The sequence below is a fragment of the Teichococcus globiformis genome, from assembly GCF_042646265.1.
GTDB classification, from domain to species: domain Bacteria; phylum Pseudomonadota; class Alphaproteobacteria; order Acetobacterales; family Acetobacteraceae; genus Pseudoroseomonas; species Pseudoroseomonas globiformis.
The window spans coordinates 200610-227505 of the sequence record NZ_JBHRTN010000004.1 but is presented as its reverse complement, the minus strand read 5'-3'; the positions used below and the strand labels follow the sequence as shown (position 1 = coordinate 227505).

Sequence of the window (26896 nt, the reverse complement as noted above, 5' to 3'; positions counted from 1 at the left end):
GCGGGGCGGGTTCAAGGCAGTCGGCGCAGCCAGCGACGGACGCTGAACTGGGCTGTGGCCCAGCCGATCAGCCCGGCAATGGGTGGCAGCAGCGCCAGGTCGAGCCAGGGCAGCGAGGACCAGGGTGTCACGATGCCGCCCGAAAGCGGCGCCGCCAGTCCGGCCAAGGCCGCCAGGGCCGGCACGGCGATGGCGGCTCCCGCCAGGGCGCCCCCCGCCGCCAGCAGCCCGATGCGGCGGGCGAAGCGTCCGGCAATGTCGGACTGGGTCGCGCCCAGATCGTGCAGGATCTCAATGGCCTGCAGGCGCGAGGCCAGCCCCGCGCGCGTGGCCACCGCCACCACCGCCACCGCGACGCCGATCACCAGCAGCAGCACCGCCAGTGCCACGCCCTGTACGCTGCGCGCCAGCGCCGCGAGCCGCGCAACCCAGATGCCGTGCGCCTCCACCTCAGCCCCGGGGATGGCGGCGGACAGGTCTCGCTGGATGGGCGACGGATCCATGTTCACGTCGCGGAGCCGGAGTTCCAGCACCGAAGGAAGCGGCAGGGCGGGCACCTCGCCCAACCAGGGGCGCAGCAGTTCCCGCATCCGGTCGGGATCGACAGGCGTGGCTTCCGCCACCTCGGGCCGGGCTCGCAACAGCGCGAGTGCATCCCCCATGCGGCCGGACTGCTCGGGGGGCAGCTGCACCGTCACGGCGGCGGCGGCGCCGTGCTGCCACCGATCGGCCAGGGCGGCGGCGCCGCGGCTGCCGGCGAGCGCCAGCGCAGCCAGCAGGGCCATGGCGGCAACGAGGCCCGGCAGCAGCCGGTCCGACAAAGCACGCTTCAGCCCCAGGGGATCGCGCGCGTAGCGCATCCTTCGCTCAGCCATGCCGTGCCACCCTGCCTCGTTCCAGCAAGAGGGAGGGGGCGGGAAATTGCTCCACGAGATCCTCGCTATGGGTGGCAACCACCACGGTTGTGCCCAGCCGGTTCATCTGTGTCAGCAGGGCCAGCAGCCGTCGAGCCTGGTGCGAGTCGAGGTTGCCCGTGGGTTCGTCGGCCACCAGCAGGGAAGGGCGCGTCACCACGGCGCGGGCGATCGCCACGCGCTGCTGTTCGCCGCCCGAGAGCTGCGGTGGCAGGGCGGCCTCGCGGCCCTGCAACCCCACCCAACGGAGCATCTCGGTTACATCCGGGCGCAGGCTGGCCTCGCCACGGCCGGCCAGGCGCAGCGGCAGGGCGACGTTGTCGAAGGCCGACAGGTAGGGCAGCAGCCGGAAATCCTGGAACACGACGCCGATGCGGCGACGCAGGGCCGGCAAGGCCTGGCGCCGGTCCGCACGCACTTCCTGGCCCAGCACCTCCAGCGTTCCGCGGGTAGGAAGCTGCGCCAGGTGCATCAGTCGCAGCAGCGAGGATTTGCCGGCGCCCGATGCCCCGAGCAGCCAGGTGAAGCTGCCCTCGGGCAGGGTGAAGCTGAGGTCGGACAGGGCCTCGGGCCCCGACTCGCCCTCAGGCGACGGATAGCGGAGGCCGACATCGGTGAAGCGCACCATGCCGCAGGGGAATGCCACGGCGCGGGCCATCATGCCACCCGTGCTGGTTGATGCGGTCGGATGCGCAATGAAGCGCCATGCCGCCTCCCGCCGAGGTGGCTTGCGGGCCGCCGCGCATCCCGGCATAGCGAGCCGCATGCGTCTCGAATGTCCCGCCTGCACCGCCACCTACGACGTGCCGGACAGCATGGCCTCGTCACCGCGCGAGCTGCGCTGCGCATTGTGCGGCCATCGCTGGCGGCCGGCTGCAGAGATGCCCGCGAGCCGTGCAGGGGCTCCGGAGCCCCGGCTGCCGCAGAGGAACGATCCAGGCCGGGCCGCGCCGGAGGAGGTGTCTGTGCCCCCCCCTGTCACGGTGCGCCTGCCGCCAGCCACGGGGCTGGCCCCATCGCCGGCGGCCGCGATCGGGATCAGCCCGGCGCCGCCGCCCCCCGGTGCGGCCATGGTGGAACCGGCGTCACATCCGTCAGGACCGACGCCGCGCAGGGGCGCTGGCCGCGCGGAAGGGCAGTTCTCCGGGCCGTTGCCGCGCGCGGCTGTGCACGGGGCGCGCCCGGAAACGCCGACGCCGGAGGAGGCACCGGCAGGAAAGCAGGGCACTGCCGCCACGGGGGCACGTCGCCGCCATCCCCTGCGGCCCAAACAACGCAGCGCCGGCCGCGAGATCGTGCCAGTGGGCGATGCCGCGGCCCGCACCGGTCCGGAGCCAGCCAGCCTGATGGCCGAGCCTGCGCGCCGCCTGTCTACGGCATCGCGCGAAGCGCCGGCGCCGCTGCTGCTGCCTTCACCGGCGCCGCGCCCTCGCCGGGGCAGGTTGCTGGCCGCCTGGGCGCTGTCCCTTTTGCTGTTGATCGTGGCTGTGGCGGCGCTGTGGGTCTGGAGAGGCGCGCTGCGTGCGGCGTGGCCGCCGGCCGGCTGGGTGATCGAGCCGCTGGAGCGCCTGCTGGGGGGCTGAGGTGGCCCGACCCCTGTTTCCGTGTGTTGGGGTGATGCCGCAGTCCGGCCTGACCAGGGTGTCCGGCCTGACCCAGGTGTCAGCGCGCTCAGAAGCCGCCGATGAGCCATTGCAGGCCCCAAATGGCGGCAACCCCGGCCAGGATGGCGCCGCTCAGGCTACGGGTCCGCCATTGCACCAATATCACCGCCACCATGGCCGGCACGCCGATCCAGCCAAGGGCGGAGAAGGCGATCGACACGTAAGCCGCGAAAAGCGGGCCCGGAAGGTTGCGCAGCCATGCCTCCACAAAGGGCGGCGGCCGGATGGCCCGCAACACGGCGTAGCCGCCGGCGCGGCAGAGATAGGTGATGGCGGCCATGCCTAGAATGGCCAGCAGAACGTCGCCGCGCATCAGCCCGACGCCCGGGCCCGGCGCAGTTCGAGCCAGGCGGCCAACGCAGCGCCCGACAGGGCGCCGGTCAGCAGCGGCAGGGGAGGTGGCAGTCCGAGATGATGCGTCGCCACCGCCAGACCACCCGCCAGCAGCCAGGGCGCCAGGTCGTGCTGTGCTCCGCGCCAAAGGGAAACCAGGAGCGCGGCAAAGGTGGCGGCGCCGGCGAACAGCAGCGGATGGCCGGGCGGCACCCGCACCGCGCCGCCGAGCACATAGCCGAGCCCCACCGTCACCACCCAGGCCACGTAGAGCAGCAGCGACACTCCCAGCAGGTAGCCTGCATCGCGTCCGCCGGCTCGCAGCCGCGCGACGCTCATGGCGAAGGCGTGGTCCACCAACAGGCCCAGCGTGCCCCAGAGCCGCCAGCCGCGCAGCTTGTCGAGCCAGGGCGCCAGGGCTGCTCCCATGGGCGCCATGCGGATATTTGCCGCGCCCGCCGCCAGCACCGCGGCCAGGATCGGGGCGGGGTCGCTCCACAATTCCAGCGCCAGGAGCTGTGCGCTGCCGGCAAAGACCAGGGCGGACATCAGCAGCGTCTCGACCAGGCTGAGTCCCTTTCCAGCGGAGATGACCCCGACCACCAATCCGAACGGCACCAGCCCCAACAGCATGGGGATCACGGCGCGAACACCCTCTTCGATGCCGTGGCGTGTGAAGACGACGGGTCCGGGCGGCGGTACGGGGCTCTCAGTCACGGCGGGATTCCAGCAACCGGTCCTCGGCCTCCTCGGGCGACATATCGAGGGCCTGCTCGGCCACGTCGCGGGTAAAGCCGGCCCGGGCGAGGGCACCAAGCGTCTTCAACCGCGCCTCCGCCTCCGGCGGCGTGGCGGCGAAGGGGCCGGCGCGGCGACGGCGCAGATGCGCCAGCGCGGCGGACAGGTCGTCCGGCGCCGCATCTTCGAGCACGGCATGGGCCGTCTCGCCACCCACCCCCTTGCCGGCCAGATGCGCCTGGATGGCGCGGCGCGAGCGGCCGGCCCGGTTCAGCCGCCGCGTGCGGCTGGCGGCGAAAGCGGCGTCGTCCACCGCGCCGGCGGTGGCCAGAAGGCGCGTGACCTCGGCGGCATCCGCGCGGGCCGCCGTCATCGCCGCCGCAACCTGATCCGTTGGCTGGCCCTCGGCCTCGGCCCGGCGTGCCCAGCGATCGATGCGTCGGTGGAGAACGCGCAGCAGGCCGGCCTCGGTCGCGGCGAAGCGGGCAAGGTGCGCAAGGGCGGCCTCCCGCAGCTTGGCGGCATTGGGTACGGGACCCGCCGGCCACTGCCCGCCTGGCTCCCTGGAGCGTTTCTGCATGGTCATATCCTGCCATGAGGCGAGGGCTTTGCCCACGGGCGGGCCCAACCGGGATGCGTGCGCCTCGACGGGAAGGGCGAGCCGGCGCATGATACGGGTCCATTTTGTTGCAGCCGTGTGGAGGCTCCATGCCGCATTGGAAGATCGTCGCAGCGGAGCTGGCCGCCAGGCCCGTCTCCGGTGCGGCCGGGATGTCGGATCCGGATTGATGGTGCACTCGCCAGTCTTCTCCGAAACGACACGGGATGTCTGCGTGTCGGTGCGCGCCTTCTACCTGGCGGACCAGTCGCAACCTGAGCAGTCGCATTTCGTCTGGGCCTATCGCGTCACCATCGAGAACCGCGGCAGCCGCACGGTGCAGCTGCTGCGCCGCTCCTGGCAGATCACCGATGGGATGGGGCGGATGCAGCAGGTGCACGGGCCGGGCGTGGTGGGGGAGCAGCCGGTGCTGGAGCCGGGCGAGAGCTTCGAATATACGTCGGGGACGCCCCTTGCCACGCCCACTGGTTTCATGCGCGGCACCTACCACATGATCGAGCGCGACAGCGGCGAGGAGTTCGACGTCGCCATTCCAGCCTTCAGCCTCGACAGCCCGCATGAGGGCGGGATCCTGCACTGAGCAGGGCGTCCTCCACGCCTCAGCATTGCGCCCAGCGGCATTGCGCGGCGCCGCGCCCGAAGGCTAGGCGCGGGGCGCGCCCGCCATCACCGGAAGACCCGACCGTGAACATCACCGTAACGCCGGCCCGCAGCCCCGCCTCCGAAGACCAGAGCCGCACGCGGCCGAGCCGGGAGGAGGCCGAGGCCGCCGTGCGCACCCTATTGCTCTGGGCGGGGGACGACCCGGAGCGCGAGGGACTGCGGGACACGCCGGCGCGCGTTGCCCGTGCCTACGAGGAGTTCTTCGCGGGCTATGCCGAGGACCCCGTGGAGATCCTGGCCCGCTCCTTCGAGGAGACGGACGGCTATGACGAGATGGTGGTACTGCGTGATATCCGGCTGGAAAGCCATTGCGAGCACCACATGGTGCCCATCATCGGTCGTGCGCATGTGGCCTACCTGCCGGCCGGGCGAGTGGTTGGCATCTCGAAGCTGGCACGCGTGGTGGAAGCCTATGCGCGCCGGCTGCAGATCCAGGAGAAGCTGACGGCGCAGATCGCCAACAGCATCCAGGAGGTGCTGCAGCCGCGCGGCGTGGCTGTGGTGGTGGAGGCGGGGCACCAGTGCATGACCACGCGCGGCGTGCACAAGCCGGGCGTTGCCATGATCACCAGCCGCATGCTGGGCGAGTTCCGCACCGATCCCTCGTTGCGGCGCGAGTTCCTGGCCATGGCGGGCAGAAGGCCGCTGCCGGAAGCCTGAGGTTTCGCCCGGCTGTCGCGGGCGGCGTCAGGCCAGCGCCTCGGCCTCCACCTCCAGCACCAGCCGCGGATCGGCGAGGCCGGCCACAAACATCAGCGTGGAGCAGGGCAGGTGCTCACCGAACAGCCGGTCCCGCTCGGCGCGCCACAGCGGCAGGTGGGCGCGGTCCGTCAGCAGCACGGTGATCTTGGCCACCTGCCACGGCGCCATGTCATGCGCTGCCAGAACGGCAGCCAGGTTGTCGGCCGCCTGGCGGATCTGCGCGGCCGGCTCCTCCACCAGCGTACCGTCGGGTGCGACGCCGATCTGCCCGCTGACGATCAGGCGTTGCGTCGCACCCTCGGTCAAGGCTGCGTGGCGGTAGCGGGCACCGGGGGTATGGACGCCTGACGGGTTGGAAAAACGGATGCGGAAGTTGCTCATCGGCTCAGCTCGCCGGGCTCAGGGTTTCCTGCTGCACCGGGGTAGGCAGCGGGGCGGAGGGCGCGCCGGTCAGGATCCAGTCCCGCAGGTTGCGACGCAGCTGGAACTCGAACTCCACATTCAGGTCGTCCATAGTCTGCCGCACGATGGCATCCGCGGCGTTGGCGCGGGTGGCCTCGCCCTCATCGACCACGGTGGCGGTGCGGCGAGCCTCGGCCTCGGCGAAGCCGACGCGGCGGCCCTCCTGGTCCAGAACCTCCACCCGCACGCGGATGATGCAGGTGAGGCGCCCGGTGCGCTGGCTGAACAGGCCGCCAGGTTGCGCCACCTCCTGCGTCAGCGTGGCATTGTCCACCATGAACCTGGCGCGACCGGCGGTGCCGGAGGCGACCAAACGCTCGCGCCCCATGCGCAACGCCTGAGCCAGCGGTGAGATCGGCGCCGGCGGATCGACCCGGAAGGACAACCCCGTTGGCGGCTCCAGCACCTCGGCTTCCAGCACGTTCAGGCGGATCGGGGTCAGGTAATCATAGGTTGGCGGCGGCCGCAGGGCCGGCTGCGAATCGCCGCCGGCGCAGGCGGCGAGGGTCAGCAGGGGCAGCATGCCGACCAGGAGGCCGCGCCGCGACGGCTGAACAATCCCGGCCCCTGCCGGCTGGGTCGTCGGGTTCATCGGATGCAGGTCTCCCTCAAGCTGATCGCAGATGGCAGGTCGAATGCCGCATGCGGCACGATTTCGGAAGCGGCCCCGCATCTCGCCATCGTCTTTCCGCCCAGGCAAGCGGCTAGGGCGCGGCCGGCAGGTCAGCGCGGTCGAACCGGAAGCCGACATTGCAGAACTCGCAGGTCATGGTGATGGCGCCGTCCTCAGCCATATGGTCGAGATCTCCGGCACCGAACCCTGCCAGCACCCCCGCCAGCTTGGCTCTGGAGCAGCGGCAGCCATAGGAGAGGGCGCGCGGCCGCGAAAGGGCCAGCCCTTCCGCATGGAAGAGGCGGTGCAGCAGCTGCTCTGGTGCAAGGCTGTCGTCCAGCAATTCGGCATCGGTGATGGTGGAGGCCAGGGCCAGGGCGGTGTCCCAGGCATCCTGCTGCTCGGCCATGCTCAGCCCGAGGTCGATGCCGCCCGCGCCAGCCACCCGCTCCAGGATCAGCGCCGAAGCGCGCCAGCCCTCGCCGGTATGGGCGGCCGCCAGCCAGACGCGGCTCGCCAACTGCTCGGAAGTGGCGAAGTAATGCCCGGTCATGGCCGCCAGATCCGGCCCGTCAATCGCCACGATGCCTTGGTAGCGTTCCATGTCGGCGCCCTGGTCCACGGTGAAGGCCAGGTAGCCATCACCGAGCAACGCATCAGCCGAGGGTGCGGCGGCGTCGGGCAGGCGTTCTGGGTCGGTGCGGGCATAGCCGCGCAGCGCGCCGGATTCCGTGCAATCCGCCAGCAACATGCCCACCGGCCCGTCGCCCTTGGCCTGGATGCTGAAGCTGCCGGCGAACTTCAGGGCAGAAGACAATCCGGCGGCCAGTGCCAGCGCTTGCCCCAGCAGGGCCGTGACCGAGGCGGGATTCTCGTGGCGGGTCAGCAACGCGTCCGCCAGCGGGCCGAGCCGCACGAGCCGGCCCCGCACCGGCTTGTCGGCCAGGTGAAACGGCAGGATGCCCCGCGGCACCGTGATCTGAGGAACGGGCGGGCGGTCGTTGTTCAGGATATCGGGGATGGCGGAAGGCTGGGTGGGATCGGTCACGAAGCAGGAACTCTGGGCGCGGGGTCAACAGGGATCGAGGCCATAGATAGGACACGGGCAGCCCGGATACGACCCGGCGCGGCGAGGTCTCAATGGCCCTCCGCTTCCATCAGCCCCGACACCACCTTGCGGCGCACACCAGGGAGGTGGTTGCCGAGCCGCAGCGCGGCATTGCGCAGCAGGCGGGCCGGCAGCGTATCCTGCCCATAGATCAGCGCGGTGGCGTTGGTGGCCAGGAAAAGCGGTCGCGTCGCCTGCCGATGCTCGGCGGCGTAGCGGCGAAGCAGCCGCGGGCTGGCAAAGTCCTGGCCGGTGGAAACCGCTTCCCGGATCAGCCCCGCCAGGCTTGCCGCGCCGCGCAAACCGAAGTTGAAGCCATGCGCGGTGACAGGATGCATGCCCACCGCCGCGTCGCCCAGCAGCGCAGCGCGGGTGGTGCTGAAGCGCTCGGCGTAGGTGGTGACCAGCGGATAAAGATGGCGGGTGCTGACTTGCCGCATGCTGCCCAAGCGCTGGCGATACCGCCGGGCGATCTCGGGGCCGAAATCCTCTTCCGGCAGTGTGTCCAGCGCCGCCATCTCGGCCGGTGGCAGGGTGATCACGGCCGAGGAGCGACGGCCCTGAAGCGGCAGCATCGCAATGGTCTGGCCGTAATCGAACCATTCGGTGGCGACGCCGTGGTGCGGCGCCGTGTGCTCCAGCCGCACCACCATCATCCGCTGGCCAAAATCGTGCCGCTCAGCCCCGATGCGGAGCCAGCCACGTGCCGAGGAAAAGCGGCTATCGGCGGCGACAACCAGGCCGGCCCGCAGCACCTCGCCTCCGGCCAGACGAATTTCGGCCCCTTCCACATCGGTCGACAGGGACTCGATGGCGGTGCCGGCCTGGAGGCTCACATCGGGGTTGGCCAAGGCGCGGCTGAACAGGGCGCGGCGGATGGCATGATTGGAAACAAGCTGCCCCAGCGTGTCCTGCGGCCTTCCGGAGGTGTCGAAACGCAGCGCGTAGCCCGATCCCCCATTCAGCACCCGGGCTTCCACCAGCGGCGAGATGTGCTCGGGCGGCAGCAGCTCCCAGGCGCCGATCTCCCGCAGCGTGGCCTGCGAGGCATGGGTGAGGGCGATCTCGCGCCCGTCGAAGGCGGGGTCGGCCAGTGCGGCCTCGGGCTGGCGGTCCAGGATACGGATGGCGAGACCGGTGTTTTGAAGGCAGGCCGCGAGGGCCAGCCCCACTGGGCCGCCTCCAATCACCGCCACATCGCATGCTGCCACGCCGCCAGCCCTCCATCCCTGGAACATGGAGGATAGGTAGGCTCGCGGCGCCGTTCCGCAAAGTCCTCGCCCTAGCTGGCGCGCAGCTTCTCGACAACGCCCGACAGCGCGCCCTGCAAGGCCCGACGCTGCAGGGCAACTGAGGCGGTTGCACCCCGGAGGCCTTCCAACGCGGCTGCCGCGGCAGCGACATGGCCGGTCAAGGAGCGTGTGCTTTCCGCCGCGCCGCCGGTGAAGCTGGCGGCGGTGGCGGCATTGCGCGCGATTTCCTGCGTCGCCGCCCCCTGTTCCTCCACCGCCGCGGCAATGGCGGCCGTCACCTCATCCATCCGGCCCACCGTGTCGGCGATGCCGCGCACCGTGGCAACGGCAGCACCCGTGGCCTCGCGCAGGGCAGCGATCTGGCTGGCGATCTCTTCCGTGGCCTTGGCTGTCTGGTTGGCCAGGGATTTGACCTCCGTTGCCACCACGGCAAAGCCTTTGCCGGCTTCGCCCGCCCGTGCCGCCTCGATGGTGGCGTTCAGCGCCAGCAGGTTGGTCTGGCCGGCAATGTCCGCGATCAGCTTCACCACGTCGCCAATGCGTTCCGCCGTCTGCGACAACTGAGTGACCGAGCCGCCGGAGGTGCGGGCGGCGGATACGGCGTCGCGCGCCACCGCCGCGCCCTCCGCCACGCGGCGGCTGATCTCGGCGATGCTGGCGGCCAGTTCCTCCGCTGCGGCGGCCACCGAGTGCACGCTGTCGGTCGCGCCAAGGCTGCGCTCGGCGGTGTGGCCGGCCTCTGCCTCCGCGGCGGCGGCGGCGCCAGCCACCGTGGCGGACGCCGCTTCGAGCTGTGTCACACCGTCCCGCAAGGCAGCGGTGACCCCACCCACGGCCTGTTCGAGGTCGCCGGCCAGCGCCTGCTGCATCGCCCGCCGCTCGGCTCCCGCGCGGGCCCGGCCGGCTTCCGCTTCCGCTTCCAGCAGGCGGGCCTGACGGGCACTTTCCGCCAACCTCTCCACGGCGCGGCCGATTTCCCCCAGTTGGTCGTGGCGGTTGGCGCAAGGCACGGGAGTGTCGAGCGCACCCTCGCCGATGTTCTGCACAGCGACGGCCAGCCCACGCAGCGGCCGCACCGCCAGCCCGATCAGCAGCCAGGCCAGCAGGCTGAGCACGAGCGCCACGCCGCCGCTGAGCAGCGCCGCGTTCAGTTCCATGCGCCCGAGGCTGGCCAGCAGCGGTGCCAGCGGCTGGCCCACGAAGAGCAGCCCGATCACGGCGCCCGAGCCGTCCTGGATGGGCTCGTAGATGGTTTGGTAATCCTCACCCAGGATGGTGGCGGTGCCGGAGTAACTGCGCCCGTGACGGAGCGCCGCGTCATGCGCAGGGCCAGCCGCCAGCCGGCTGCCCGTGGCGCGCTGGCCATCGGGCCCGGTGATGTTGGTGGCGACGCGCAGATCGCCGGCAAAGATGGTGGCGACGCCACCCAATGCCTGCCTGACCGCATCCAGCTCCGCGACCCGCCCGTTCAAGGGCTGGTTCCCGAGAATCAACGTGCCGTCAACCAGCCGCCACTCGGTTCCATGCTGCGCCAGCAAAGCCTTCAACGTGCGGAGATTGCCGTGCAGCTGGCCCTGGGACCGGTGCAATGCATCCTGATGCACCTGCCACAGCACCGTGCCGGATACGATGGTGCTGGCCCCGAGCACTGAGGCCAGGATCAAGGCAACAAGGCTGGGAACCAGTCCGGCGCGCCGGGGCAGGCCGGCAAGCCAGGCAGAAACGGGCATAAAAAAACCTCTGATCTGGGATCAGAGGTCATGGTGACGACCGTGAACTAACGCCGATTTAATGACAACGCCTTCATGTCTTCACGGCTCCGCGAGAGCCCAGAGCAGCACGCCTTTCTGCGCGTGCAACCGATTCTCGGCCTCGTCGAACACGACGGATTGCGGTCCCTCGATAACGGCTTCGGTGATTTCCTCGCCACGGTGGGCCGGCAGGCAATGCATCACCAGTGCGTCCGGCGCCGCATGAGCCAGCAGCGCCTCGTTAAGCTGATACGGGGCCAGGTTGTTGTGCCGGGCCGAAGGGCCGTCTTCCTTCTCGTCCGACATGCTGACCCAGGTGTCGGTGACAACGCAGGCGGCGCCCCGCACAGCCTCCACGGGGTCGGAGGTCAACTCGATGGTGGCACCCTCGCGTCGGGCCCAGTCGATGAGCTGGGCCGGCGGCGCCAGCTCGGGCGGGGTCGCCAGGCGCAAGGTGAAGTTGAAGCGTGCCGCAGCCTGGATGAAGGACTGGGCAACATTGTTGCCGTCGCCGGTCCAGGCGATGACCCGGCCCGCGATGGAGCCGCGGTGCTCCTCGAAGGTGAGCACATCGGCCATCAGCTGGCACGGGTGCGACACATCGGTCAGGCCGTTGATCACCGGCACGGTGGCGTGCCGCGCCAATTCGCGCAGCTTGGTCACGCTGTCGGTGCGCAGCATGATGGCGTCCACATAGCGCGACAGCACGCGCGCCGTGTCGGCCACGCTCTCGCCGCGCCCCAGCTGCATCTCCCTGGCCGAGAGCATGATCGGGTGGCCGCCGAGCTGATGCACCCCGACCTCGAACGACACGCGCGTCCGGGTGGACGGCTTCTCGAAGATCAGACCCACTGTTTTGCCGGCAAGTGGCTTCCCGGCGATCTGCCCTGCTTTGGCCCGTGCCGCGAGGTCGAGCATGCGGCGCAAGGTGGGGGCGTCGAAGTCCGACAACTCCAGGAAGTGCCGGGGAGGCGTCAGCCCCCCTTCGGCGGTCTTCAGCGCCGCGCTCACTTCGCGGCGGCCCTGAGCCGAATATCCTCCATCCGCGCCGCGGCGGCATCGAGGCGGGTGATCGCCTCGTCCACCTCGGCCTCGGTGATGATAAGCGGCGGTGCCACGCGCAGCACGTTCATGCCGGCGGCAACGGTCAGCAGTCCTTCCTCGACCGCAGCGGCCTGCATTTCGCCATTGGACACTTCCGGCACGAGCTGCACGCCGAGCAGCAAGCCGGCACCCCGCACGCCGGTGATCAGGCGCGGGTGACGCGCGGCGAGTCCTTCAAGCCCCTTCCACAGATGGCGTGCGACGCAGTCCACCCCGTCCAGGAAGCCGGGCGCCAGCACCACGTCCAACACGGCATTGCCGGCCGCGCAGGCCAGCGGGTTGCCGCCATAGGTCGTGCCATGGGTGCCGGGCACGAGGTACTTGGCCACCTTCTCGCGCGCCAGGATGGCGCCGAGCGGGAAGCCGCCGCCGATACCCTTGGCCGAGGACATAACATCCGGCTCGATCCCGGCCCATTGATGCGCCCAGAGCTTGCCCGAGCGGCCCATGCCGGTCTGCACCTCGTCCAGCGCCAGCAGGATTCCGAACTCGTCGCAGACGGCCCGCAATTCCTGCAGGAAGCGCAGGTCGGCCGGGCGAACGCCACCCTCGCCCTGAATCGGCTCGATCATGATGGCGGCGGTGGAGCCGTCGATCGCGTCGCGCACCGCGTTCATGTTGCCGAAAGGCAGGTGGCGGAAACCTTCCGGCGCCGGGCCGAAACCCGCCAGGTATTTCGGATTGCCGGTGGCGGCCAGTGCCGCGAGGGTGCGGCCGTGGAAGGCACCCTCGAAGCAAAGGAAGCCGAACTTCTCCGGATGGCCGTTCTCCGCATGATACTTGCGGACGGCCTTCATCATGCCCTCGTTCGCCTCGGCGCCCGAGTTGCAGAAGAAGACACTGTCGGCGAAAGAGGACTCCACCAGCCGCGCGGCCAGGCGCTCGGCCTGCGGCACGCGGTACAGGTTGGAAACGTGCATCACCTTGGCCGCCTGCTCCTGGATGGTCTTAACCAGATGCGGGTGGGCGTGGCCCAGCGAGGTGGTGGCGATGCCGGCGCCGAAATCCAGGAATCGTCGCCCGTCCGACGTCCACAGCCAAGCACCCTCGCCCCGCTCGAAGGCGAGATCGGCACGGTTGTAGGTCGGCATCAGGGCGGCAATCACGCGTCTCTTGCTCCGCTGCTCCGGGGGACCGTGCGCCCTTCGCGCCGATCGCCGCGGAAAGGCGGACAGTGACGCAAAGGGGAAGCGCGGTCAAAGCCCCCGCGTCATCAAAGCGCGGAAGCCTGTGTGACAAGGTCGGTATATCCGGTTGAACAACTCCGGTTCCGGGCAACCTCGGCCCTCGGCGGACCGTTTTCCCGTCATGTGCCCCGGCCCCAGGAGGCGAGCCGGGAAAGCAGGCCAAGGAGGATATCCATGTTCCGAGTTCACCGCTCCGTCCTGACCCGCGCCGCGATGCTGGCTGCGCCTCTCGTGCTGATTCCGCTCGGTGCGTCCCAAGCCCAGGGGACCGATCGCACCACGCCGGTGCCGCAAAATCAGCCGCAAACGGAAACAGCGCCGCAAGGCAACGGCGAGCAGACGCTGCGCAACAACTCCGCGACCCGCGCACTGGACCGCGCTGCCGGCACCAACAATTCCGGCGCCTATCCGGGGCAGTCCGACGGCACGCCGGGCAATCCGCCGGGCACAGCGGCCACCCGTGCGCTGGACCGCGCCGTGGGAACCAACAATTCGGGCGCCTATCCGCAGAACGAGGGCAACGCCACCACACCGCCGGCGAGCAGCGGCCCCACGACCAGCACGCCGACAACGCCCGGCCTGGGCCAGCAAGGCACCGGTCATAACAGTCACGGCCTGGGGCAGAACTCCGGCCAGGGCGGCGCCCAAACCACTACTCCGCGCTGAAGGCCTGGGCTACAGCCCCCGCAGCCGCGCGGCGAGGTTGGCGGCGTAGTGGTCGGTCATGCCGGCCACGAAGTCGATCGCGCAGCGTAGGGTTTCGCTGGGGCTGAAGCCTTCCTTCGGATGGTAGTCCTGCATGAGCGAGAGGGCCTGCCGTGGCCGCAGGGCCATGCGGTCGAGCCCTTGTCCCTGGGCAAAGGCCAAGCAGGCTTCCAGAAACACCGCCAGCGTCTTTTCCAGGACGTCGCGCGCGCCGATTTCAAATTCGGCCTTGCTGGGATGCAGGTAGAGCGTGTCGCGGTTGGTTCGCTGCAGGGCCTGAAACGGTTCACGCAAGGCGGGCTCGGCCAATTCGATCAGCCCGCCCCGCGCCATCCGGCCAGCCAGGATCGCCTCGTGATGCTCGCAGAAGGCCAGTGTGGCTGCGCCGATCATCCGCCCTGCGGCACGGGAGCGCAGCAGGGCCAGCTTCTGCGGCACATTGTCTTCTTCGGCGACCCTGTCCCGGGTGATGCCGGCCAGCGGGAGCAGCAGTTCCTCATATTGCGAGTAAGGCGTGATCCGAAGCTCGACGGCATCCTCCAGATCGGCAAGGCTGTATGTGATGTCGTCCGCCGCCTCCATCAGCCAGACCGCCGGATGCCGGGGGAGGGGGCCGGACAGTCCGCAGGCCGTGCGCACAGCAGCAAAGGCACCGGCTTCCGTGGCGAAATGGTTGAACTTGACCCCCGGTCGGCCATGCTTGGACGCGCGGGGATCCGCGCCCCCCCAAGGGTACTTGATGAAGGCGCCGAGGCAGGCCTGGGTCAGCTTCAACCCGCCACGCTCGCGGTAGCCGTCAGCGCGGGTCAGGATGCGAAAGCCCTGGGCGTTGCCGTCGAAGAAGCGCAGATCCTCGTCGAGCGGAAAGCCGCTGGCCGCCCCGTCCTTCTCGAGCCATTCCGCCATGAAGCCGGCAATCACTTCCTCACCGGCATGGCCGAAGGGCGGGTTTCCGATGTCATGCGCCAAGCAGGTCGCCTGTACCAGATAGCCCAGGTCATCCGGCGTGCGCCCGGCGCTGGCCAGCTCAGAGCGCAGCTCGGAGCCCACGGCGAAGCCGATGGAGCGCCCGATCGAGGCAACTTCCAGCGTGTGCAGCAGGCGATTGCGCACATGGGCGTTGGTGACCATCGGGTGCACCTGCGTTTTCTGCTGCAGCCGCCGGAAGGGGCGGGAGAAGACGATGCGGTCCTGGTCGATCTGGAAGGGGTTGCGCGTCGGGTTGATGCGGGCCGGGCTGTCCGGAAAGCGGCCGGTGTTGAACAGCGCGGTCCAGTCCATCCCCGCCACCGCCCGGCTAGCCGCGGATGCGGGCAACAGTGGCGGTGGTGGAGTTGCCCGGCAGCAATTCGGCGAGGCGGACGACGCCATCCCATTCCTGCACCATCTCGCCGCCGACCACCTGTTCCACCGTGTAGTCTGCGCCCTTCACCAGCACCTCGGGTCGCAACAGGGAGATCAGCTCTACGGGCGTGTCTTCCTCGAACACCGTCACCAGGTCGACAGTGGCGAGGGAGGCCAGCACGGCGGCGCGCGCCGCCTCGTGCTGCACCGGCCGCGTCGGACCCTTCAGGCGCTTCACGCTGGAATCCGCGTTCAGCCCGACCACCAGCCGGTCGCACCAGGAACGCGCCTGTTCCAGCAGATGAACGTGGCCCGGATGCAGCAGGTCGAAGCAGCCATTGGTGAAGCCGACGCGCCAGCCGCGCTGCCGCCAGCGCTCCACCTGCTCGGCGGCGGCGGCACGGCGCATCACCTTGCGCAGCGCGCCGCGCTCGGGCGTCAGCGCTTCCATCAAATCGTCCTCACGCGCGACGGCGGTGCCGACCTTCCCGACCACCAGCCCGCCCGCGATGTTGGCCAGCCGCGCCGCGATAGGCAGCGGCAGCCCGGCGGCATATCCGGCCGCGAGCACTGCCACCACCGTGTCCCCGGCGCCGGACACGTCCTGTACCTCCGGCGCCTCGGCGGGCATGTGGTAGACGGCACCACCCTCCACCAGTGTCATGCCGTCCTCGGACCGGGTGACCAGCACCGCGTCGAAGCCATGCCGCGTCTGCAGGGCGCGGGCGGCGGCAACGATCTCCTCCTCGCTGTCGACCGGCATGCCGGTGGCGAGGCGCAGCTCCGCCCGGTTGGGCGTGATCACGTCGGCACCGGCATACCGCGAATAATCGTCGCCCTTGGGATCAACGATGACGCGGCGCCCAGCGGCCTTGGCGGCGGCGATCAGCCGTTCCGGCACGTCATGCGCCAGCACGCCCTTCCGGTAGTCGGACAGCACCATCACCGAGGTCGCCGCCACCGTGTCCGCCGCGATCCGCACGAGCCTGTCGGCCAGACGCTGGTGAATGGGGCGGGCGATCTCGTGGTCGGCCCGCATGATCTGCTGGCCGCTGGCGATGTAGCGCGTCTTGGTGGTGGTGGCGCGGCCGCCTTGCACCAGCAGCCAAGGCTCCACGCGCGGCTGGCCACCGATCAGGCCGGTAAGGTCCGAACCCGCCTGATCATCGCCTACCACCGACAGGAACGCCACAGCGGCGCCCAGCGCGGTCAGATTGCGCACCACGTTGCCGGCGCCGCCCGGCATGGCCACCTCGCGATCCACCGCCAGCACCGGAACCGGAGCTTCGGGGCTGATCCGTGTCACCTGACCGTAAACGTAGCGGTCGAGCATGGCGTCGCCCACCACCAGGACGGAAGCGCGCTTGAGCTGCCTAACGGCTTCGGGGAGGTCGGCGTTGACCGGGGCGGCGGGCCCATCTGCGGTCACAACGGCGGCCACCGCCGGCGCCAAGTTGCCGGCGGGCGGATTGTCGGGGGGGCCGGCCGGGGGGGCCGAGGGGGGCACGGGGCCTTGCATCGGCATGGTGCCTAGCGCAGCCATGCTGCGCCGCGCAAGGCGCTGACAGCCAGGGTTGCGCTGACGGACAGCCGCCTCAGGCCTCCAGGAGGCGCAGCCCGTCCGCTTCCAGCACCAATGCGGTCAGGGCGCCGCCGGCCACGGCACCGGTATCAATGCCAATGCGGTGCTGGCGGATCTCAACCCTGCGGGCCGGGGTGTGGCCATGCACCACGATGGCCGGAAGCGGCATCGGCCAGGACAGGAATGGCTCCCGGATCCAGAGCAGATCGTGCTCATCCTGCTGATCCATTGGGCGGCGGGGATTGATGCCCGCATGAACGAAGAGATAGCCGCCGGCCTGCCAGGACGTGGTCAGGCCTTCCAGGAGGGCAGCATGGGACCGCGGCAGCCGCAGTGCCGCATCGGTGGCGCCATAGCTTGCCAGCGTGGCGCGGCCGCCATTGTGCAGCCAGAAATCCTCGGCGGCAGTGCCTGGTCCGGCAGCGAGGGCCTCCAGCATCATCACCTCGTGATTGCCCCGCAACAAGATCCGGTGTGCGCCGGGAATCGGCCCCTTGCCATCCAGAAGGGTCAGGACACCAGCCGAGTTCGGACCACGATCCACGTAGTCCCCGAGATGGACCACAGCACAGGCGGAGGCGGGCGCCACCCGCCAATCCGCTGCGATCGCGGCATGCAGTGCGGTCAGCCGGCCGCAGCAGCCGTGCACGTCGCCAATGGCGTAAACCCGCAACCCGTCCGGCAGCCGGGCAGGCGCCGCGATCATCTTCATGCTGCCCTCCGCATGCCGCGTGCCGGCAGGAGAACGGTTCCTGCCGGGCGTCGCGGACACATTCCGTCACGGCGCTCGAAGCGGGCCGGAAGGGCCGCCGAGCCGCAACGGCACCCTGCTCAGCCGGCCGCAACCCGCCAGATGCGGTTGCCGGTGTCATCCGTCACCAGAAGGGCGCCGGCAGCATCCTGGATCACGCAGACCGGCCGCCCATAGGTTTCGCCGCTCGACGGATCGGGCATGAAGCCGGTGAGAAAATCCTCGATGGGGCCGGAAGGGCGTCCTTGGCGGAAGGGTACGAAGGCGACGCGGTAGCCGCTGAACTCGGCGCGGTTCCACGAGCCGCGCTGGCCGATAAAGGCGCCGCCTCGATAGCGTTCCGGGAGAGCCGTGCCGCGCCCGAACACTAGGCCGAGAGACGCGGTGTGGTTGCCCACGGCATAATCCGGCGTCAGCGCCGCGCGCACCAGGTCGGGCCTTTCGCGGGCCATGCGCGGATCCGGGTGGTTGCCCCAGTAGCTGTAGGGCCAGCCATAGAAGCCACCGTCGCGAACGCTGGTGATATAGTCCGGCACCAGGTCGTCACCGATGTTGTCGCGCTCGTTCACCGCCGTCCAGAGGGCGCCGGTCTCGGGGTGCCAGTCGATGCCGTTGGGATTGCGCAGGCCATAGGCGAAGATGCGCTGGTTGGCACCATCAGGGTCTGCTTCCAGGATGGCGGCGCGGCGGGCTTCCACCTCCATGCCGTATTCGCCCACATTGCTTGCCGATCCCACGGTGACGAAGAGCTTCCGCCCGTCTGGCCCGAAGGCAAGATTTCGGGTCCAGTGATTGTTGTAGCCGCCGGCGGGCAGGTCCATCAGCCGCTGCGGCGCGGAAGCGTCGATGCGGCGGCGTTCCGGGTCGAAGGGAAAGCGCAACACGCCGTCCGTGTTGCCGACATAGAGCCAGCCATCCCGCCAAGCCATGCCAAAGGGCTGGTCCAGGCCTTGCAGCAGCACCTGCCGGTGCTCGGCGATGCCATCTCCATCGGCGTCGCGCAGCAGGGTGATGCGGTTGGCGCTGCCGCCCGCCACGGTGCCTGATTGCCGCTGCAACTCGAGCTTTTTCTTGTCTTCCTCGGTTTCGGGCGGCTTCGCGGTGGTGCGGGCCTCGGACACCAGCACGTCTCCGGTGGGCAGCAGGTACAGCCAGCGAGGGCTATCCAGTCCGTGCGCCGCGAAGGGGGTGACGGTGAAGCCGGCCGGCGCGGTCGGCATGGCGCCGGCCGGCCATCCTACCTGGCGAGAGAAATTCTGGACCTGATGCTCCAGATCGGGCGAGGCCAGGGTCGGCGAGGCGCCATAGCCCATGCGGTTCTGCGCCAGGGCCGGGCTGACGGCGAGGCCCAAGGCTGAGCCGAGCAGCAGCCGGCGCGAGGTCTGCACCATGCGGTGGTCTCCATGTCTGGGGCGCGCTTCACGGAACAACGGTGGCGTGCCCAGGGGGATAGGGGCGCCGCCGGTCGCGCCGGGCCGCCCGCTCTCCGCTGCAATGGCAGGCTGGGTCGGGGGTTTCCGGAAACACGTCGGCGTGACCGCGCATCAGTTGATAAAGTTCAGACCGAGCGAGGCGCATGGCGTGATTGGTATTGCCAGCCCGCCCGATCGCGCCAATCTTCGGAAGCGGCGGCATGGGCGCCGCCGCATCCCGAGGAGGTACACATGAAGCCGTGGAAGAAGCCGCGTTTGACCGAGATCTGCACCGGCATGGAGATCAACTCCTACGCCAGCGCCGAGTGATGGTGCGGCGCTGAGGCCGGCGCGATGCGCGCCATCGTGCTGGGCTCGGCGGCCGGCGGCGGGTTCCCGCAATGGAACTGCGCCTGCGCCCAGTGTGATGCGGTGCGCCGCGGCGATGCACGCTTCCGCCGGCGGACGCAGTTTTCCCTGGCCGTCAGCTGGGGGGATGGGGACTGGTTGCTGATCAACGCGGCCCCCGAGATCCTGCAGCAGATTGCCGACACTCCCGCTCTGCATCCCCGGACCCCGCCGCGCCACAGCCCGGTGGCCGCCGTGATGCTGACCGGTGGCGAGATCGATGCCGTGGCCGGCTTGCTGTCGCTACGCGAGAGGCAGCCCTTTCTGTTGCGCGCGGCGCCTGCCGTGATGGCCGAGCTTGAGGCGAACCCGATCTTCACTGCCCTGTCGGCCGTGGAGCGGCAGCCGCTAGGACCCGGAGAAGCCTGGACGCTCCCCGATGGCGGCGTGCTGCGGGCCTTCGCCGTGCCAGGCAAGGTTCCGCTCTATCGGGAGACGGCAGACGACAAGCTTGCCGGCGACCACACCTTGGCCATCGAGATCTCTGCCCCGAACGGGACACGGGCCTGCATCGTGCCGGGCTGCCAGGAGGTGACGCCGGCCCTGCGCAACAGGCTGGAAGGCGCCGCCCTGCTGCTCTACGACGGCACGGTCTGGACCGATAACGAAATGTCCGCGGCGGGCGTCGGCAGCAAGACCGGGCGACGCATGGGGCACCAGCCGCTGTCGGGTGCCGATGGAGCGCTCGCGGCGCTGGCGGGGCTGAATATCGGCCGGCGGGTGCTGGTGCACATCAACAACACCAATCCGCTGCTCGACAGCCGGTCGGCGGCGCGGCGCGAGGCCGAGGCGCTGGGCTGGGAGGTGGCGGAGGACGGCATGGAGCTGACATGGTGAGCGACGCTCTGCTGACCCCCGAGGCGCTGGAAGCGGCGCTGCGCCAAATCGGCGCCGAGCGTTACCACAACCTGCACCCGTTCCATCGGCTGCTGCATGAGGGCAGGCTGAACCGCGGCCAGGTGCAGGCCTGGGCGCTCAACCGCTACTATTACCAGAGCCGCATCCCGCTGAAGGACGCGGCTCTCATGTCGCGCGTCGAGGACCCGGCGCTGCGCCGCGAGTGGCGCCGGCGCATCGAGGATCATGACGGCACGAATGAGGGCGATGGCGGAATCAACCGCTGGCTGGCCCTGACCGACGGGCTTGGGCTCCGGCGTGCCGATGTGGAGGCAGGGCGCGGCATTCTGCCCGCCACCCGCTTTGCCGTGGATGCCTATGTGCGCTTCGTGCGTGACCGGTCGCTGCTGGAAGCCGTGGCATCCTCTCTGACCGAGCTGTTCTCGCCGAACATCATCTCCGAGCGCGTATCGGGCATGCTGCGGCATTACGACTTCATCAGTGAGGACACGCTGCGCTACTTCGGCCACCGGCTGAGCCAGGCGCCGCGAGATTCCGATTTCGCGCTGGACTACGTGAAGCGGGAGGCCCGTACGCGGCAGGAGCAGGAGCAGGTGCTGGAAGCGCTTCGCTTCAAGTGCGACGTGCTGTGGGCGCAGCTCGATGCCTTGTACCTTGCCTATGTGGAGCCGGGAATGGTGCCGCCCGGCGGCTTCCGGCCGGACAACACGGCATGACGCATCCGGCCCTGGCACCGCATGTGCGGCTGCGCTTCGACGAGCGGCGCAACCACTGGGTGCTGTTGGCGCCGGAACGTGTGGTGGTGCTGGATGAAACCGCGCATGCCATTCTGAGCCGACTCGACGGAAGCCGCGGTGCCGCGGCCATCGCCGAGGAACTGGCGGCGCTCTACAGCGCACCCTCCGCCGAGATCGCCGCCGACATTGGCGAATTGCTGGAAGACCTGAGCGACAAGGGGCTGTTGCGGCGATGAGCGGAAACATCCCGCCCCCGCTCGGCCTGCTTGCGGAGCTGACGCATCGTTGCCCGCTGGGCTGCCCCTATTGCTCCAACCCAGTGGACCTGGAGAAGCGAGGCGCCGAGCTGGACACCGCCACCTGGCAGCGTGTGCTGCGCGAGGCGGCGGGGCTGGGTGTGCTGCAGCTGCATCTTTCGGGGGGCGAGCCGGCCGCGCGGCCGGACCTGGAAGTTATTGCCGCGGCCGCCGCCGAAGCGGGCCTTTACGCCAACCTGATCACCTCCGGCGTGTTGCTGGATGCGGCGCGGATCGGGGCGCTGGCCCGGGCGGGACTGGCCCATGTTCAGCTCAGCATTCAGCACGCCGAACCAGAGGCGGCCGATCGCATCGCGCATTTCCGTGGCGGCCATGCCCGCAAGTTGGCACTGGCGGCCATGGTGCGTGACGCCGGGTTGGCGTTAACCGTGAACACCGTGCTGCACCGGGGCAACATCGATGCTTTGCCGGAGATGATCGGCCTGGCGGAGGCCATGGGCGCGCAGCGCATGGAGGTGGCGCACACCCAGTATCACGGCTGGGCCTTGCGCAACCGCGCCGCGCTGATGCCGGCGCGCGAGGCGGTGGAATGGACGCGCGGCATCGTGGAGGCCGAACGGAAGCGGCTGGGCAATGCCATGGCCATCGATTTCGTCGCGCCGGACTATCACGCCACCCGCCCCAAGGCCTGCATGGGGGGGTGGGGGCGGCGCTTTCTCAACATCTCGCCTTCCGGGCAGGTGCTGCCTTGCCACGCCGCTGAGACCATTCCAGGCCTGGCCTTCGAGAATGTGCGAAACAGCAGCCTTGAAGACATCTGGTACGGCTCCGACAGCTTCAACCGCTTCCGGGGCACCGACTGGATGCCGTTGCCTTGCCGAGAGTGCGACCGGCGCGAGATCGACTGGGGTGGCTGCCGTTGCCAGGCACTGGCGCTCACCGGCGACGCGTCGCGCACCGACCCGGTGTGCGGATTGTCGCCCGACCATGCACTGATCGCCGCTGCCAGGGCCGAGGCACCGCAGGAGGAGTATGCCTGGCGCCGCTGAGGCGTCGCGTCAGCTTCGCAGCCGCATCCGTGCGTGATAGCGCGCCTGCGCGGCCATGCGCACCGCGGCATTGGCCGCACCGAACTGGCGGTAGCCGCCACGCCGCTCGACGATCTCGAAGAAGAAGCGATCGGAGAAACTGGTGGTGTAGGCGTGGGTGAAGCAGCCTTCCTCGGCATCCTGGTCATGCAGCAGATGCACGGAGCGCAGGGTTTCCAGCCGCGCAGCATCGAGCCCGAACCTGGCCTCCAGATCATCGTAGTAGTTCTCGGGAATGGCGAGCAACGGCGCGCCTCGCCCGACCATGGCGGCCGCGGTGGACGCAGCGTCCTCCACCAGAAAGGCAATGTGGTGCACGCCGGCGCCCGCGGCCGCCGACACGAAACGTCCGGTCGCCGTTTCCCGCGCCTCGGAGGTGTTGAGCGGAAGGCGCAGCCGCCCGTCGCGGCTGACCATGGCGCGGCTGTGCACAAGCCCCTGCGGGTCGGGCAGGTCCACCTCGGCCTCCGGCTCCAGCCCGAACACCGCGCGGTAGAACAGCACGAAGCTGTCCATCTGCCCGGGCGCGAGCGCCTGGGTCACATGGTCGATGCCCAGCATTCCGGCGCCAGCCTCCGCCTCCGGCGAGGGCAGCAGGTGGAAATCCTCCTCCCAAAGGCTCGGCCGTCCGCCTGCCTTCTCGACCAGCAGCACCAGGGAACCGTTGGGAGCACGCAAGGCAGGCAGGGCGCGCTCGCCTTCGCCACGCTTCTCGTTCCAGCCGGCGCACAGCAGGGCCTCCGCACGGCGTGAGGCCGCCCTCGAGTCGCTCACGCTCAGGCCCATGGCGCAAACCGATGTGCCATGCATCTCGAAATGTCCCGCCGCTGCGCTGTCCGGCTCGGCATTCAGCACCAGGTTCACCGCGCCCTGGCGGTACAGCTCCACCGCCTTCGATCGGTGCCGCCCGGCGAGGCGGAAGCCCAGTGTGCCCAGGAACTCCGCAAGTTCCTGCCGCTTCGGCTCGTTGACGGCGAACTCCAGAAACTCGATGCCCGACAGGTCTGGCACGGGCGGCAGGGCTGCGGCGGGCACGGAAGACGAGGCCAACGCCTCCGCCAGGATCAGCGAGCGCAACCCGTCCCTGGCAGTCTGCCGCACAGGTGCCGCGCGAAACTCATCATTGAAGATTTCCAGCGAGAGCGGACCGGCATAGCCCGAATCGAGCACTGCCTTCAGGAAGCCTGTGACGGGAAGCTGGCCCTGGCCGGGAAAGTTGCGGTAGTGCCGGCTCCATTGCAGCACATCCATGTTGTAGAGCGGCGCATCGGCGAGCTGCACGAAGAAGATCTTGCTGCCCGGCAGTTCCGCGATGCCCGAGGGATCATCCTTCAGCGCCAGGGTATGGAAGCTGTCCACGATCAGGCCCAACGCTGGATGATCGGCGCGGTGCACGATGTTCCAGGCCTCGCGCCATCGCCGAGTATGGCGGCCCCAGGCCAGCGCCTCGAAGCCGACGCGGAGGCCGCGCTTCGCGGCACGCTCCGCCATCTCGTGCAGGTCCGCCGCGGCGCGCGCGGGATCATCGATGCAGACGGGCTGGACGTTGGAGCAGACCAGCACCAAGTCCGTGCCCAGCGCCTGCATCACGTCGAACTTGCGCTCCGCACGATCCATGTTGCGGGCGCGCTGCGGCTCCGGCATCGCCTCGAAGTCGCGGAACGGCTGGAAGAGGGCGATAGCCAGGCCGAGATCGGCCGCCATCTTGCGTACATCGGCCGGCGACCCGGCGAAGGTCAGCAGGTCGTTCTCGAAGATCTCGACGCCGTCGAAGCCGATATTGGCGGCGGCCTCCAGCTTGTCGGTCAGGTCGCCGCTGAGACAGACCGTGGCAATGGAGCGGGGATGGCGGCCTGTCATGGGGGATGGTCCTTCGGGACTGGATCGAAGTGCCGGCGGCGTTGGCCGCCGGTGGCGACGTTATTCCAGGGTAATGCCGCGCGCCTTGATCAGTTCGCCCCATTTGCTGCTCTCCGCCGCCAGGTAGGCGGGGAAATCCTGCGGCGTGCCGGGCGCCGGGAAGATGGAGTTCTGCTTCAAACGCTCCAGCACCTCGGGGTTCCGCATCGTGGCGGCCTGGGCCACAGCCAGCTTCTGCACAACATCGGCAGGCGTACCGGCCGGCGCCATCACGGCGAACTCCGAGGCGCATTCGTATCCCGGCAGGCCGGACTCGGCGATGGTCGGCACGTCGGGCGCCAGCGGGTTGCGCTGCGGGCTGGACACGCCGAGCGGCACCACCTGCTTCGCCGCAATCAGCGGCAGCGCCGTCACCGCGTCCACAAAGGCCATCTGCACCTCGTTGGCGATCAGTGCCTGAACGGCGGGGGCTCCACCGCGGTAGGTGACGTTCTGCACCTCGGCGCCGGTCTGCCGCAGAAACAACTCGGTCGCGAGATGGGCCGAGGAGCCGGCCCCGGAGGAACCATAGGACATCTTGCCCGGCTGCGCCTTGGCGCGCGCCACAAAGCCCGCAATGTCGGTGACGCCGAGCTGCGGCGCGACGCACAGGAAGATCGGCGTTGTTGCGACCTTGCCGATGCCGGCGAAGGATCTCTCGTCGTCGTAACCGCGCTGCGGAAAGAGGTGGCGCGCCATGGCGAAGGTGGAGTTGACTCCGAACAGCAGCGTGTATCCATCCGGACGCGCCCGGGCGACGGAAGCGTGGCCGATCGTACCGCTGGCACCGGGGCGATTCTCCACCACCATGCTCTGGCCTAGCTCGCGGCTCATCTGCTGCGCATAGACACGAGCCACGAAATCCGTGGAGCCGCCGGGCGCCCAGGAGACGATCAGCGTGACGGTGCCGGCGGGATAAGTGGGTTGCTGGGCGTTCGCGCGGCGTATGGCTGCGCCACCTGCGAGAAGAGCAAATCCGGCGGCGAGGCCGCGGCGGGTGAAGGGCATGGGTTCCTCCGCTTCATTCTGGACGTCGGTTCTTGGCGCGGCGCCGCATGAACCTCATGCCACCGCAAAATCTTGGTTGGAATGAACGTACCAGATAGTACATTTGCACGGCAAGAGCGGAAGGCCGCACTTGAGGAGCTGTTCCATGATCACCGCCTTTCCACTGCCGACGCTGGGCCCTGCCATTCTTTGCGGGTTGATCGGCACTGGCATCCGGGCTTCCCGCTCGCCGTCCCTGCATGAGCATGAAGGTGCGGCACAGGGCCTGCGGTTCCTGTACCGGCTGATCGATATCGACGCCCTGGGCCTCACGCCGGACGCGCTGCCCGCGTTACTCGACGGTGCCCAGCGCTGCGGCTTCAACGGCGTAAACATCACCCATCCCTGCAAGCAGGCCGTGCTTCCGCTGCTGGACGAGGTGTCGGAGGATGCGCGAGCGCTCGGCGCGGTGAACACCGTGGTGTTCCGGGAGGGGCGGCGCAGTGGGCACAACACGGACCATTCGGGTTTCGCCGAAGGCTTCCGCCGAGGCCTGCCGGGTGTGCCGATGGGGCAGGTGCTGCAGTTGGGGGCCGGTGGTGCCGGCGCTGCCGTCGCGCATGCGGCGCTGACGCTGGGCACAGAGCGCCTGGTTGTTGTGGACAGCGACCCGGCGCGGGCAGGTGCATTGGTCGAGCAGCTCTGCGCGCGGTTCGGCACCGGGCGCGCTGTGGCCGGTGATGATACGGCCCTCGCCATGCGAGACGCCGACGGCCTGATCAATGCAACGCCGGTAGGCATGGCGAAGTACCCTGGCCTGCCGCTGCCGGCCGAGCTGCTATCGTCGCGTCATTGGGTGGCTGAGGTAGTTTACGTTCCGCTGGAGACGGAGTTGCTGCGGCTGGCACGCCGCCTGGGCTGCCGCAGCGCCGATGGCGGGGGCATGGCGGTGTTCCAGGCAGCCGGCGCCTTCCGTCTGTTCACCGGCCGCGAACCCGATGCGGAGCGAATGCTGCGCCATTTCGCCGCGATGTGAGCCCTCAGCTCCGAAGAAAGGCGAGCACGGCCTCGGTCAGCATCCGGCGCTGCGCCCGACGGCGCGCGGGATCGGCCAGGTCCTGGCCAAAGATGACCCCCAGCGTGTGCCGGTTGGCCACGCGGTGGAAGCTGAAGCCATTGATCAACACATGCAGATCCAGGGGATCGACACCGGACCGGAACACGCCGGCCGCCACGCCGCGGTCCAGCAGCCGCCGCATCAGCCCGATCACCGCATCGTTGCGCTGCTTCAGCGTGCCCGAACGAGCGATGTGCTGCGCGCCGTGGATGTTCTCCACCGAGACCATGCGGACGAAATCCGGATGCTCGGCATGGTAGTCGAAGGTGGTTTCCACCAGCCGCGCCATAGCCTCCTCAGGCGGCAGCTGATCCAGCAGGAGGTCCTTCTCGGTGGAACGAATGCCCTCGTACATTTCTTCCAGCGCGGCGGCGTACAGCCCTTCCTTGCTGCCGAAATAGTAATAGATCATGCGCTTCGTGGTCTGGGTGCGCGCGGCGATCTCATCCACTCGGGCGCCCGACAGGCCTTTAGCCGAGAACTCGGCAATGGCAGCGTCCAGGATGTTGCGCCGGGTCTGTTCCGCATCGCGCTGCCGTGGCGCCTTCTGCGCGATCGTCTCCATGCCTTGGTCCAAGCCTTGCTTCCTGAAGGCAGCATAGGCGGCAGGGGTCGAGGCGCAACTCTTCACGCGGCTGCA

Annotated in this window: 30 protein-coding genes; 10 read left to right on the top strand and 20 right to left on the bottom strand. The window is 69.4% G+C overall.

Going from position 1 to position 26896, the window contains the following annotated elements:
• Positions 1–11 precede the first annotated feature (11 nt).
• Complete coding sequence (locus tag ACFOD4_RS02905; RefSeq protein WP_379593613.1) at positions 12–875, bottom strand: cell division protein FtsX; 864 nt, start codon at positions 873–875, stop codon at positions 12–14.
• A complete protein-coding gene (locus tag ACFOD4_RS02900) occupies positions 868–1542 on the bottom strand; it encodes a cell division ATP-binding protein FtsE (protein ID WP_379594723.1) in 675 nt (224 codons plus the stop codon). Before ACFOD4_RS02900 ends, ACFOD4_RS02905 begins: the two co-directional genes overlap by 8 nt.
• Here ACFOD4_RS02900 and ACFOD4_RS02895 point away from each other — a divergent pair.
• Positions 1541–2497: a zinc-ribbon domain-containing protein gene (locus ACFOD4_RS02895; protein WP_379593611.1), complete on the top strand. Its 957-nt coding sequence runs from the start codon at positions 1541–1543 to the stop codon at positions 2495–2497. The two genes, ACFOD4_RS02900 and ACFOD4_RS02895, sit on opposite strands and share 2 nt — an antisense overlap.
• Positions 2498–2585: 88 nt before the next feature.
• Here the strand turns inward: ACFOD4_RS02895 and ACFOD4_RS02890 are convergent, their stop codons facing one another.
• The 3 genes from ACFOD4_RS02890 to ACFOD4_RS02880 are packed head-to-tail and all read right to left on the bottom strand — an operon-like array spanning position 2586 to position 4229.
• Positions 2586–2891, bottom strand: coding sequence for an AzlD family protein (locus tag ACFOD4_RS02890; protein WP_379593604.1), 306 nt, complete (start codon positions 2889–2891; stop codon positions 2586–2588).
• Complete coding sequence (locus ACFOD4_RS02885) at positions 2891–3628, bottom strand: AzlC family ABC transporter permease (RefSeq protein WP_379593601.1); 738 nt, start codon at positions 3626–3628, stop codon at positions 2891–2893. Before ACFOD4_RS02885 ends, ACFOD4_RS02890 begins: the two co-directional genes overlap by 1 nt.
• Positions 3621–4229, bottom strand: coding sequence for a regulatory protein RecX (locus ACFOD4_RS02880; RefSeq protein ID WP_379593599.1), 609 nt, complete (start codon positions 4227–4229; stop codon positions 3621–3623). Before ACFOD4_RS02880 ends, ACFOD4_RS02885 begins: the two co-directional genes overlap by 8 nt.
• A 208-nt stretch (positions 4230–4437) precedes the next feature.
• Between ACFOD4_RS02880 and apaG the strand changes: the two genes are divergently transcribed.
• Together apaG and folE are read left to right on the top strand one after the other, a co-directional pair.
• Positions 4438–4848 carry a Co2+/Mg2+ efflux protein ApaG gene (apaG, locus tag ACFOD4_RS02875; protein WP_379593596.1) on the top strand — a complete coding sequence of 137 codons (411 nt, stop codon included), beginning with the start codon at positions 4438–4440 and terminating at the stop codon, positions 4846–4848.
• Between the two features lie 104 nt (positions 4849–4952).
• Positions 4953–5591, top strand: coding sequence for a GTP cyclohydrolase I FolE (gene folE, locus ACFOD4_RS02870; protein ID WP_379593587.1), 639 nt, complete (start codon positions 4953–4955; stop codon positions 5589–5591).
• Between the two features lie 27 nt (positions 5592–5618).
• On the opposite strand, the gene ACFOD4_RS02865 is transcribed toward folE, so the two are convergent.
• From ACFOD4_RS02865 to ACFOD4_RS02835, 7 genes are all read right to left on the bottom strand, one after another.
• Complete coding sequence (locus tag ACFOD4_RS02865) at positions 5619–6014, bottom strand: RidA family protein (protein ID WP_379593580.1); 396 nt, start codon at positions 6012–6014, stop codon at positions 5619–5621.
• A gap of 4 nt (positions 6015–6018) precedes the next feature.
• Positions 6019–6687, bottom strand: a complete 669-nt coding sequence (locus tag ACFOD4_RS02860; protein WP_379593568.1) for a hypothetical protein — start codon at positions 6685–6687, stop codon at positions 6019–6021.
• A gap of 112 nt (positions 6688–6799) precedes the next feature.
• The gene (gene hslO, locus ACFOD4_RS02855) at positions 6800–7756 is read right to left on the bottom strand and encodes an Hsp33 family molecular chaperone HslO (protein WP_379593559.1); all 957 of its coding nucleotides are present in this window, start codon (positions 7754–7756) and stop codon (positions 6800–6802) included.
• 89 nt (positions 7757–7845) lie between these two features.
• Positions 7846–9027 (bottom strand): 5-demethoxyubiquinol-8 5-hydroxylase UbiM, encoded by a 1182-nt coding sequence (gene ubiM / locus ACFOD4_RS02850; protein WP_379593557.1) that lies wholly within the window; start codon positions 9025–9027, stop codon positions 7846–7848.
• A 71-nt stretch (positions 9028–9098) separates the two neighbouring features.
• On the bottom strand, positions 9099–10799 hold the full coding sequence (locus tag ACFOD4_RS02845; protein WP_379593550.1) for a methyl-accepting chemotaxis protein: 1701 nt from the start codon (positions 10797–10799) through the stop codon (positions 9099–9101).
• 81 nt (positions 10800–10880) lie between these two features.
• Complete coding sequence (argF, locus tag ACFOD4_RS02840) at positions 10881–11831, bottom strand: ornithine carbamoyltransferase (RefSeq protein ID WP_379593547.1); 951 nt, start codon at positions 11829–11831, stop codon at positions 10881–10883.
• Positions 11828–13030, bottom strand: coding sequence for an aspartate aminotransferase family protein (locus ACFOD4_RS02835; protein WP_379593541.1), 1203 nt, complete (start codon positions 13028–13030; stop codon positions 11828–11830). Before ACFOD4_RS02835 ends, argF begins: the two co-directional genes overlap by 4 nt.
• 255 nt (positions 13031–13285) lie before the next feature.
• On the opposite strand from ACFOD4_RS02835, the gene ACFOD4_RS02830 reads away from it, so the two are divergent.
• On the top strand, positions 13286–13777 hold the full coding sequence (locus ACFOD4_RS02830; RefSeq protein ID WP_379593531.1) for a hypothetical protein: 492 nt from the start codon (positions 13286–13288) through the stop codon (positions 13775–13777).
• A gap of 9 nt (positions 13778–13786) precedes the next feature.
• Here the strand turns inward: ACFOD4_RS02830 and dgt are convergent, their stop codons facing one another.
• The 5 genes from dgt to ACFOD4_RS02805 all read right to left on the bottom strand — a co-directional run bounded on the left by dgt (position 13787) and on the right by ACFOD4_RS02805 (position 19204).
• Complete coding sequence (gene dgt / locus ACFOD4_RS02825; RefSeq protein WP_379593526.1) at positions 13787–15097, bottom strand: dGTP triphosphohydrolase; 1311 nt, start codon at positions 15095–15097, stop codon at positions 13787–13789.
• A gap of 16 nt (positions 15098–15113) precedes the next feature.
• Positions 15114–16679: a D-glycero-beta-D-manno-heptose-7-phosphate kinase gene (gene rfaE1, locus ACFOD4_RS02820; RefSeq protein WP_379593524.1), complete on the bottom strand. Its 1566-nt coding sequence runs from the start codon at positions 16677–16679 to the stop codon at positions 15114–15116.
• A gap of 76 nt (positions 16680–16755) precedes the next feature.
• Positions 16756–17454 (bottom strand): metallophosphoesterase family protein, encoded by a 699-nt coding sequence (locus tag ACFOD4_RS02815; RefSeq protein WP_379593518.1) that lies wholly within the window; start codon positions 17452–17454, stop codon positions 16756–16758.
• A 119-nt stretch (positions 17455–17573) separates the two neighbouring features.
• Complete coding sequence (locus ACFOD4_RS02810) at positions 17574–18884, bottom strand: PQQ-dependent sugar dehydrogenase (RefSeq protein WP_379593515.1); 1311 nt, start codon at positions 18882–18884, stop codon at positions 17574–17576.
• A 167-nt stretch (positions 18885–19051) separates the two neighbouring features.
• On the bottom strand, positions 19052–19204 hold the full coding sequence (locus tag ACFOD4_RS02805; RefSeq protein WP_379594733.1) for a hypothetical protein: 153 nt from the start codon (positions 19202–19204) through the stop codon (positions 19052–19054).
• Between ACFOD4_RS02805 and pqqA the strand changes: the two genes are divergently transcribed.
• From pqqA to pqqE, 5 genes are read left to right on the top strand one after another with little or no spacing between them, the layout of a single operon-like run.
• Entirely contained in the window at positions 19182–19235 is a 54-nt protein-coding gene (gene pqqA / locus ACFOD4_RS02800; RefSeq protein WP_379594722.1) for a pyrroloquinoline quinone precursor peptide PqqA, read from the top strand. The two genes, ACFOD4_RS02805 and pqqA, sit on opposite strands and share 23 nt — an antisense overlap.
• A gap of 24 nt (positions 19236–19259) precedes the next feature.
• Entirely contained in the window at positions 19260–20150 is an 891-nt protein-coding gene (gene pqqB, locus ACFOD4_RS02795; protein WP_379593510.1) for a pyrroloquinoline quinone biosynthesis protein PqqB, read from the top strand.
• Positions 20147–20887 (top strand): pyrroloquinoline-quinone synthase PqqC, encoded by a 741-nt coding sequence (gene pqqC / locus ACFOD4_RS02790; RefSeq protein ID WP_379593493.1) that lies wholly within the window; start codon positions 20147–20149, stop codon positions 20885–20887. The genes pqqB and pqqC overlap by 4 nt, the downstream gene beginning before the upstream one ends.
• A complete protein-coding gene (pqqD, locus tag ACFOD4_RS02785; protein ID WP_379593490.1) occupies positions 20884–21144 on the top strand; it encodes a pyrroloquinoline quinone biosynthesis peptide chaperone PqqD in 261 nt (86 codons plus the stop codon). Before pqqC ends, pqqD begins: the two co-directional genes overlap by 4 nt.
• Complete coding sequence (gene pqqE / locus ACFOD4_RS02780) at positions 21141–22214, top strand: pyrroloquinoline quinone biosynthesis protein PqqE (RefSeq protein WP_379593487.1); 1074 nt, start codon at positions 21141–21143, stop codon at positions 22212–22214. The genes pqqD and pqqE overlap by 4 nt, the downstream gene beginning before the upstream one ends.
• A 9-nt stretch (positions 22215–22223) precedes the next feature.
• On the opposite strand, the gene ACFOD4_RS02775 is transcribed toward pqqE, so the two are convergent.
• Both ACFOD4_RS02775 and ACFOD4_RS02770 read right to left on the bottom strand, forming a co-directional pair.
• A complete protein-coding gene (locus ACFOD4_RS02775) occupies positions 22224–24113 on the bottom strand; it encodes a bifunctional sugar phosphate isomerase/epimerase/4-hydroxyphenylpyruvate dioxygenase family protein (protein ID WP_379593482.1) in 1890 nt (629 codons plus the stop codon).
• 60 nt (positions 24114–24173) lie between these two features.
• Positions 24174–25160 (bottom strand): Bug family tripartite tricarboxylate transporter substrate binding protein, encoded by a 987-nt coding sequence (locus tag ACFOD4_RS02770; RefSeq protein ID WP_379593480.1) that lies wholly within the window; start codon positions 25158–25160, stop codon positions 24174–24176.
• 145 nt (positions 25161–25305) lie between these two features.
• Between ACFOD4_RS02770 and ACFOD4_RS02765 the strand changes: the two genes are divergently transcribed.
• Positions 25306–26175, top strand: a complete 870-nt coding sequence (locus ACFOD4_RS02765; RefSeq protein ID WP_379593476.1) for a shikimate dehydrogenase — start codon at positions 25306–25308, stop codon at positions 26173–26175.
• 4 nt (positions 26176–26179) lie between these two features.
• On the opposite strand, the gene ACFOD4_RS02760 is transcribed toward ACFOD4_RS02765, so the two are convergent.
• Entirely contained in the window at positions 26180–26833 is a 654-nt protein-coding gene (locus tag ACFOD4_RS02760) for a TetR/AcrR family transcriptional regulator (protein ID WP_379593443.1), read from the bottom strand.
• Between the last annotated feature and the right edge of the window lie 63 nt (positions 26834–26896).

Coding starts and splice junctions, on each gene's coding strand:
- ACFOD4_RS02905 (WP_379593613.1), bottom strand. CDS start 875: ATGGCTGAGCGAAGGATGCGCTACGCGCGCGATCCCCTGGGGCTGAAG.
- ACFOD4_RS02895 (WP_379593611.1), top strand. CDS start 1,541: ATGCCGCAGGGGAATGCCACGGCGCGGGCCATCATGCCACCCGTGCTG.
- ACFOD4_RS02900 (WP_379594723.1), bottom strand. CDS start 1,542: ATGGTGCGCTTCACCGATGTCGGCCTCCGCTATCCGTCGCCTGAGGGC.
- ACFOD4_RS02890 (WP_379593604.1), bottom strand. CDS start 2,891: ATGCGCGGCGACGTTCTGCTGGCCATTCTAGGCATGGCCGCCATCACC.
- ACFOD4_RS02880 (WP_379593599.1), bottom strand. CDS start 4,229: ATGCAGAAACGCTCCAGGGAGCCAGGCGGGCAGTGGCCGGCGGGTCCC.
- apaG (WP_379593596.1), top strand. CDS start 4,438: ATGGTGCACTCGCCAGTCTTCTCCGAAACGACACGGGATGTCTGCGTG.
- ACFOD4_RS02865 (WP_379593580.1), bottom strand. CDS start 6,014: ATGAGCAACTTCCGCATCCGTTTTTCCAACCCGTCAGGCGTCCATACC.
- ACFOD4_RS02860 (WP_379593568.1), bottom strand. CDS start 6,687: ATGAACCCGACGACCCAGCCGGCAGGGGCCGGGATTGTTCAGCCGTCG.
- ACFOD4_RS02845 (WP_379593550.1), bottom strand. CDS start 10,799: ATGCCCGTTTCTGCCTGGCTTGCCGGCCTGCCCCGGCGCGCCGGACTG.
- ACFOD4_RS02830 (WP_379593531.1), top strand. CDS start 13,286: ATGTTCCGAGTTCACCGCTCCGTCCTGACCCGCGCCGCGATGCTGGCT.
- dgt (WP_379593526.1), bottom strand. CDS start 15,097: ATGGACTGGACCGCGCTGTTCAACACCGGCCGCTTTCCGGACAGCCCG.
- rfaE1 (WP_379593524.1), bottom strand. CDS start 16,679: ATGCAAGGCCCCGTGCCCCCCTCGGCCCCCCCGGCCGGCCCCCCCGAC.
- ACFOD4_RS02815 (WP_379593518.1), bottom strand. CDS start 17,454: ATGAAGATGATCGCGGCGCCTGCCCGGCTGCCGGACGGGTTGCGGGTT.
- ACFOD4_RS02810 (WP_379593515.1), bottom strand. CDS start 18,884: ATGGTGCAGACCTCGCGCCGGCTGCTGCTCGGCTCAGCCTTGGGCCTC.
- ACFOD4_RS02805 (WP_379594733.1), bottom strand. CDS start 19,204: ATGCCGGTGCAGATCTCGGTCAAACGCGGCTTCTTCCACGGCTTCATG.
- pqqB (WP_379593510.1), top strand. CDS start 19,260: ATGCGCGCCATCGTGCTGGGCTCGGCGGCCGGCGGCGGGTTCCCGCAA.
- pqqD (WP_379593490.1), top strand. CDS start 20,884: ATGACGCATCCGGCCCTGGCACCGCATGTGCGGCTGCGCTTCGACGAG.
- pqqE (WP_379593487.1), top strand. CDS start 21,141: ATGAGCGGAAACATCCCGCCCCCGCTCGGCCTGCTTGCGGAGCTGACG.
- ACFOD4_RS02775 (WP_379593482.1), bottom strand. CDS start 24,113: ATGACAGGCCGCCATCCCCGCTCCATTGCCACGGTCTGTCTCAGCGGC.
- ACFOD4_RS02770 (WP_379593480.1), bottom strand. CDS start 25,160: ATGCCCTTCACCCGCCGCGGCCTCGCCGCCGGATTTGCTCTTCTCGCA.
- ACFOD4_RS02765 (WP_379593476.1), top strand. CDS start 25,306: ATGATCACCGCCTTTCCACTGCCGACGCTGGGCCCTGCCATTCTTTGC.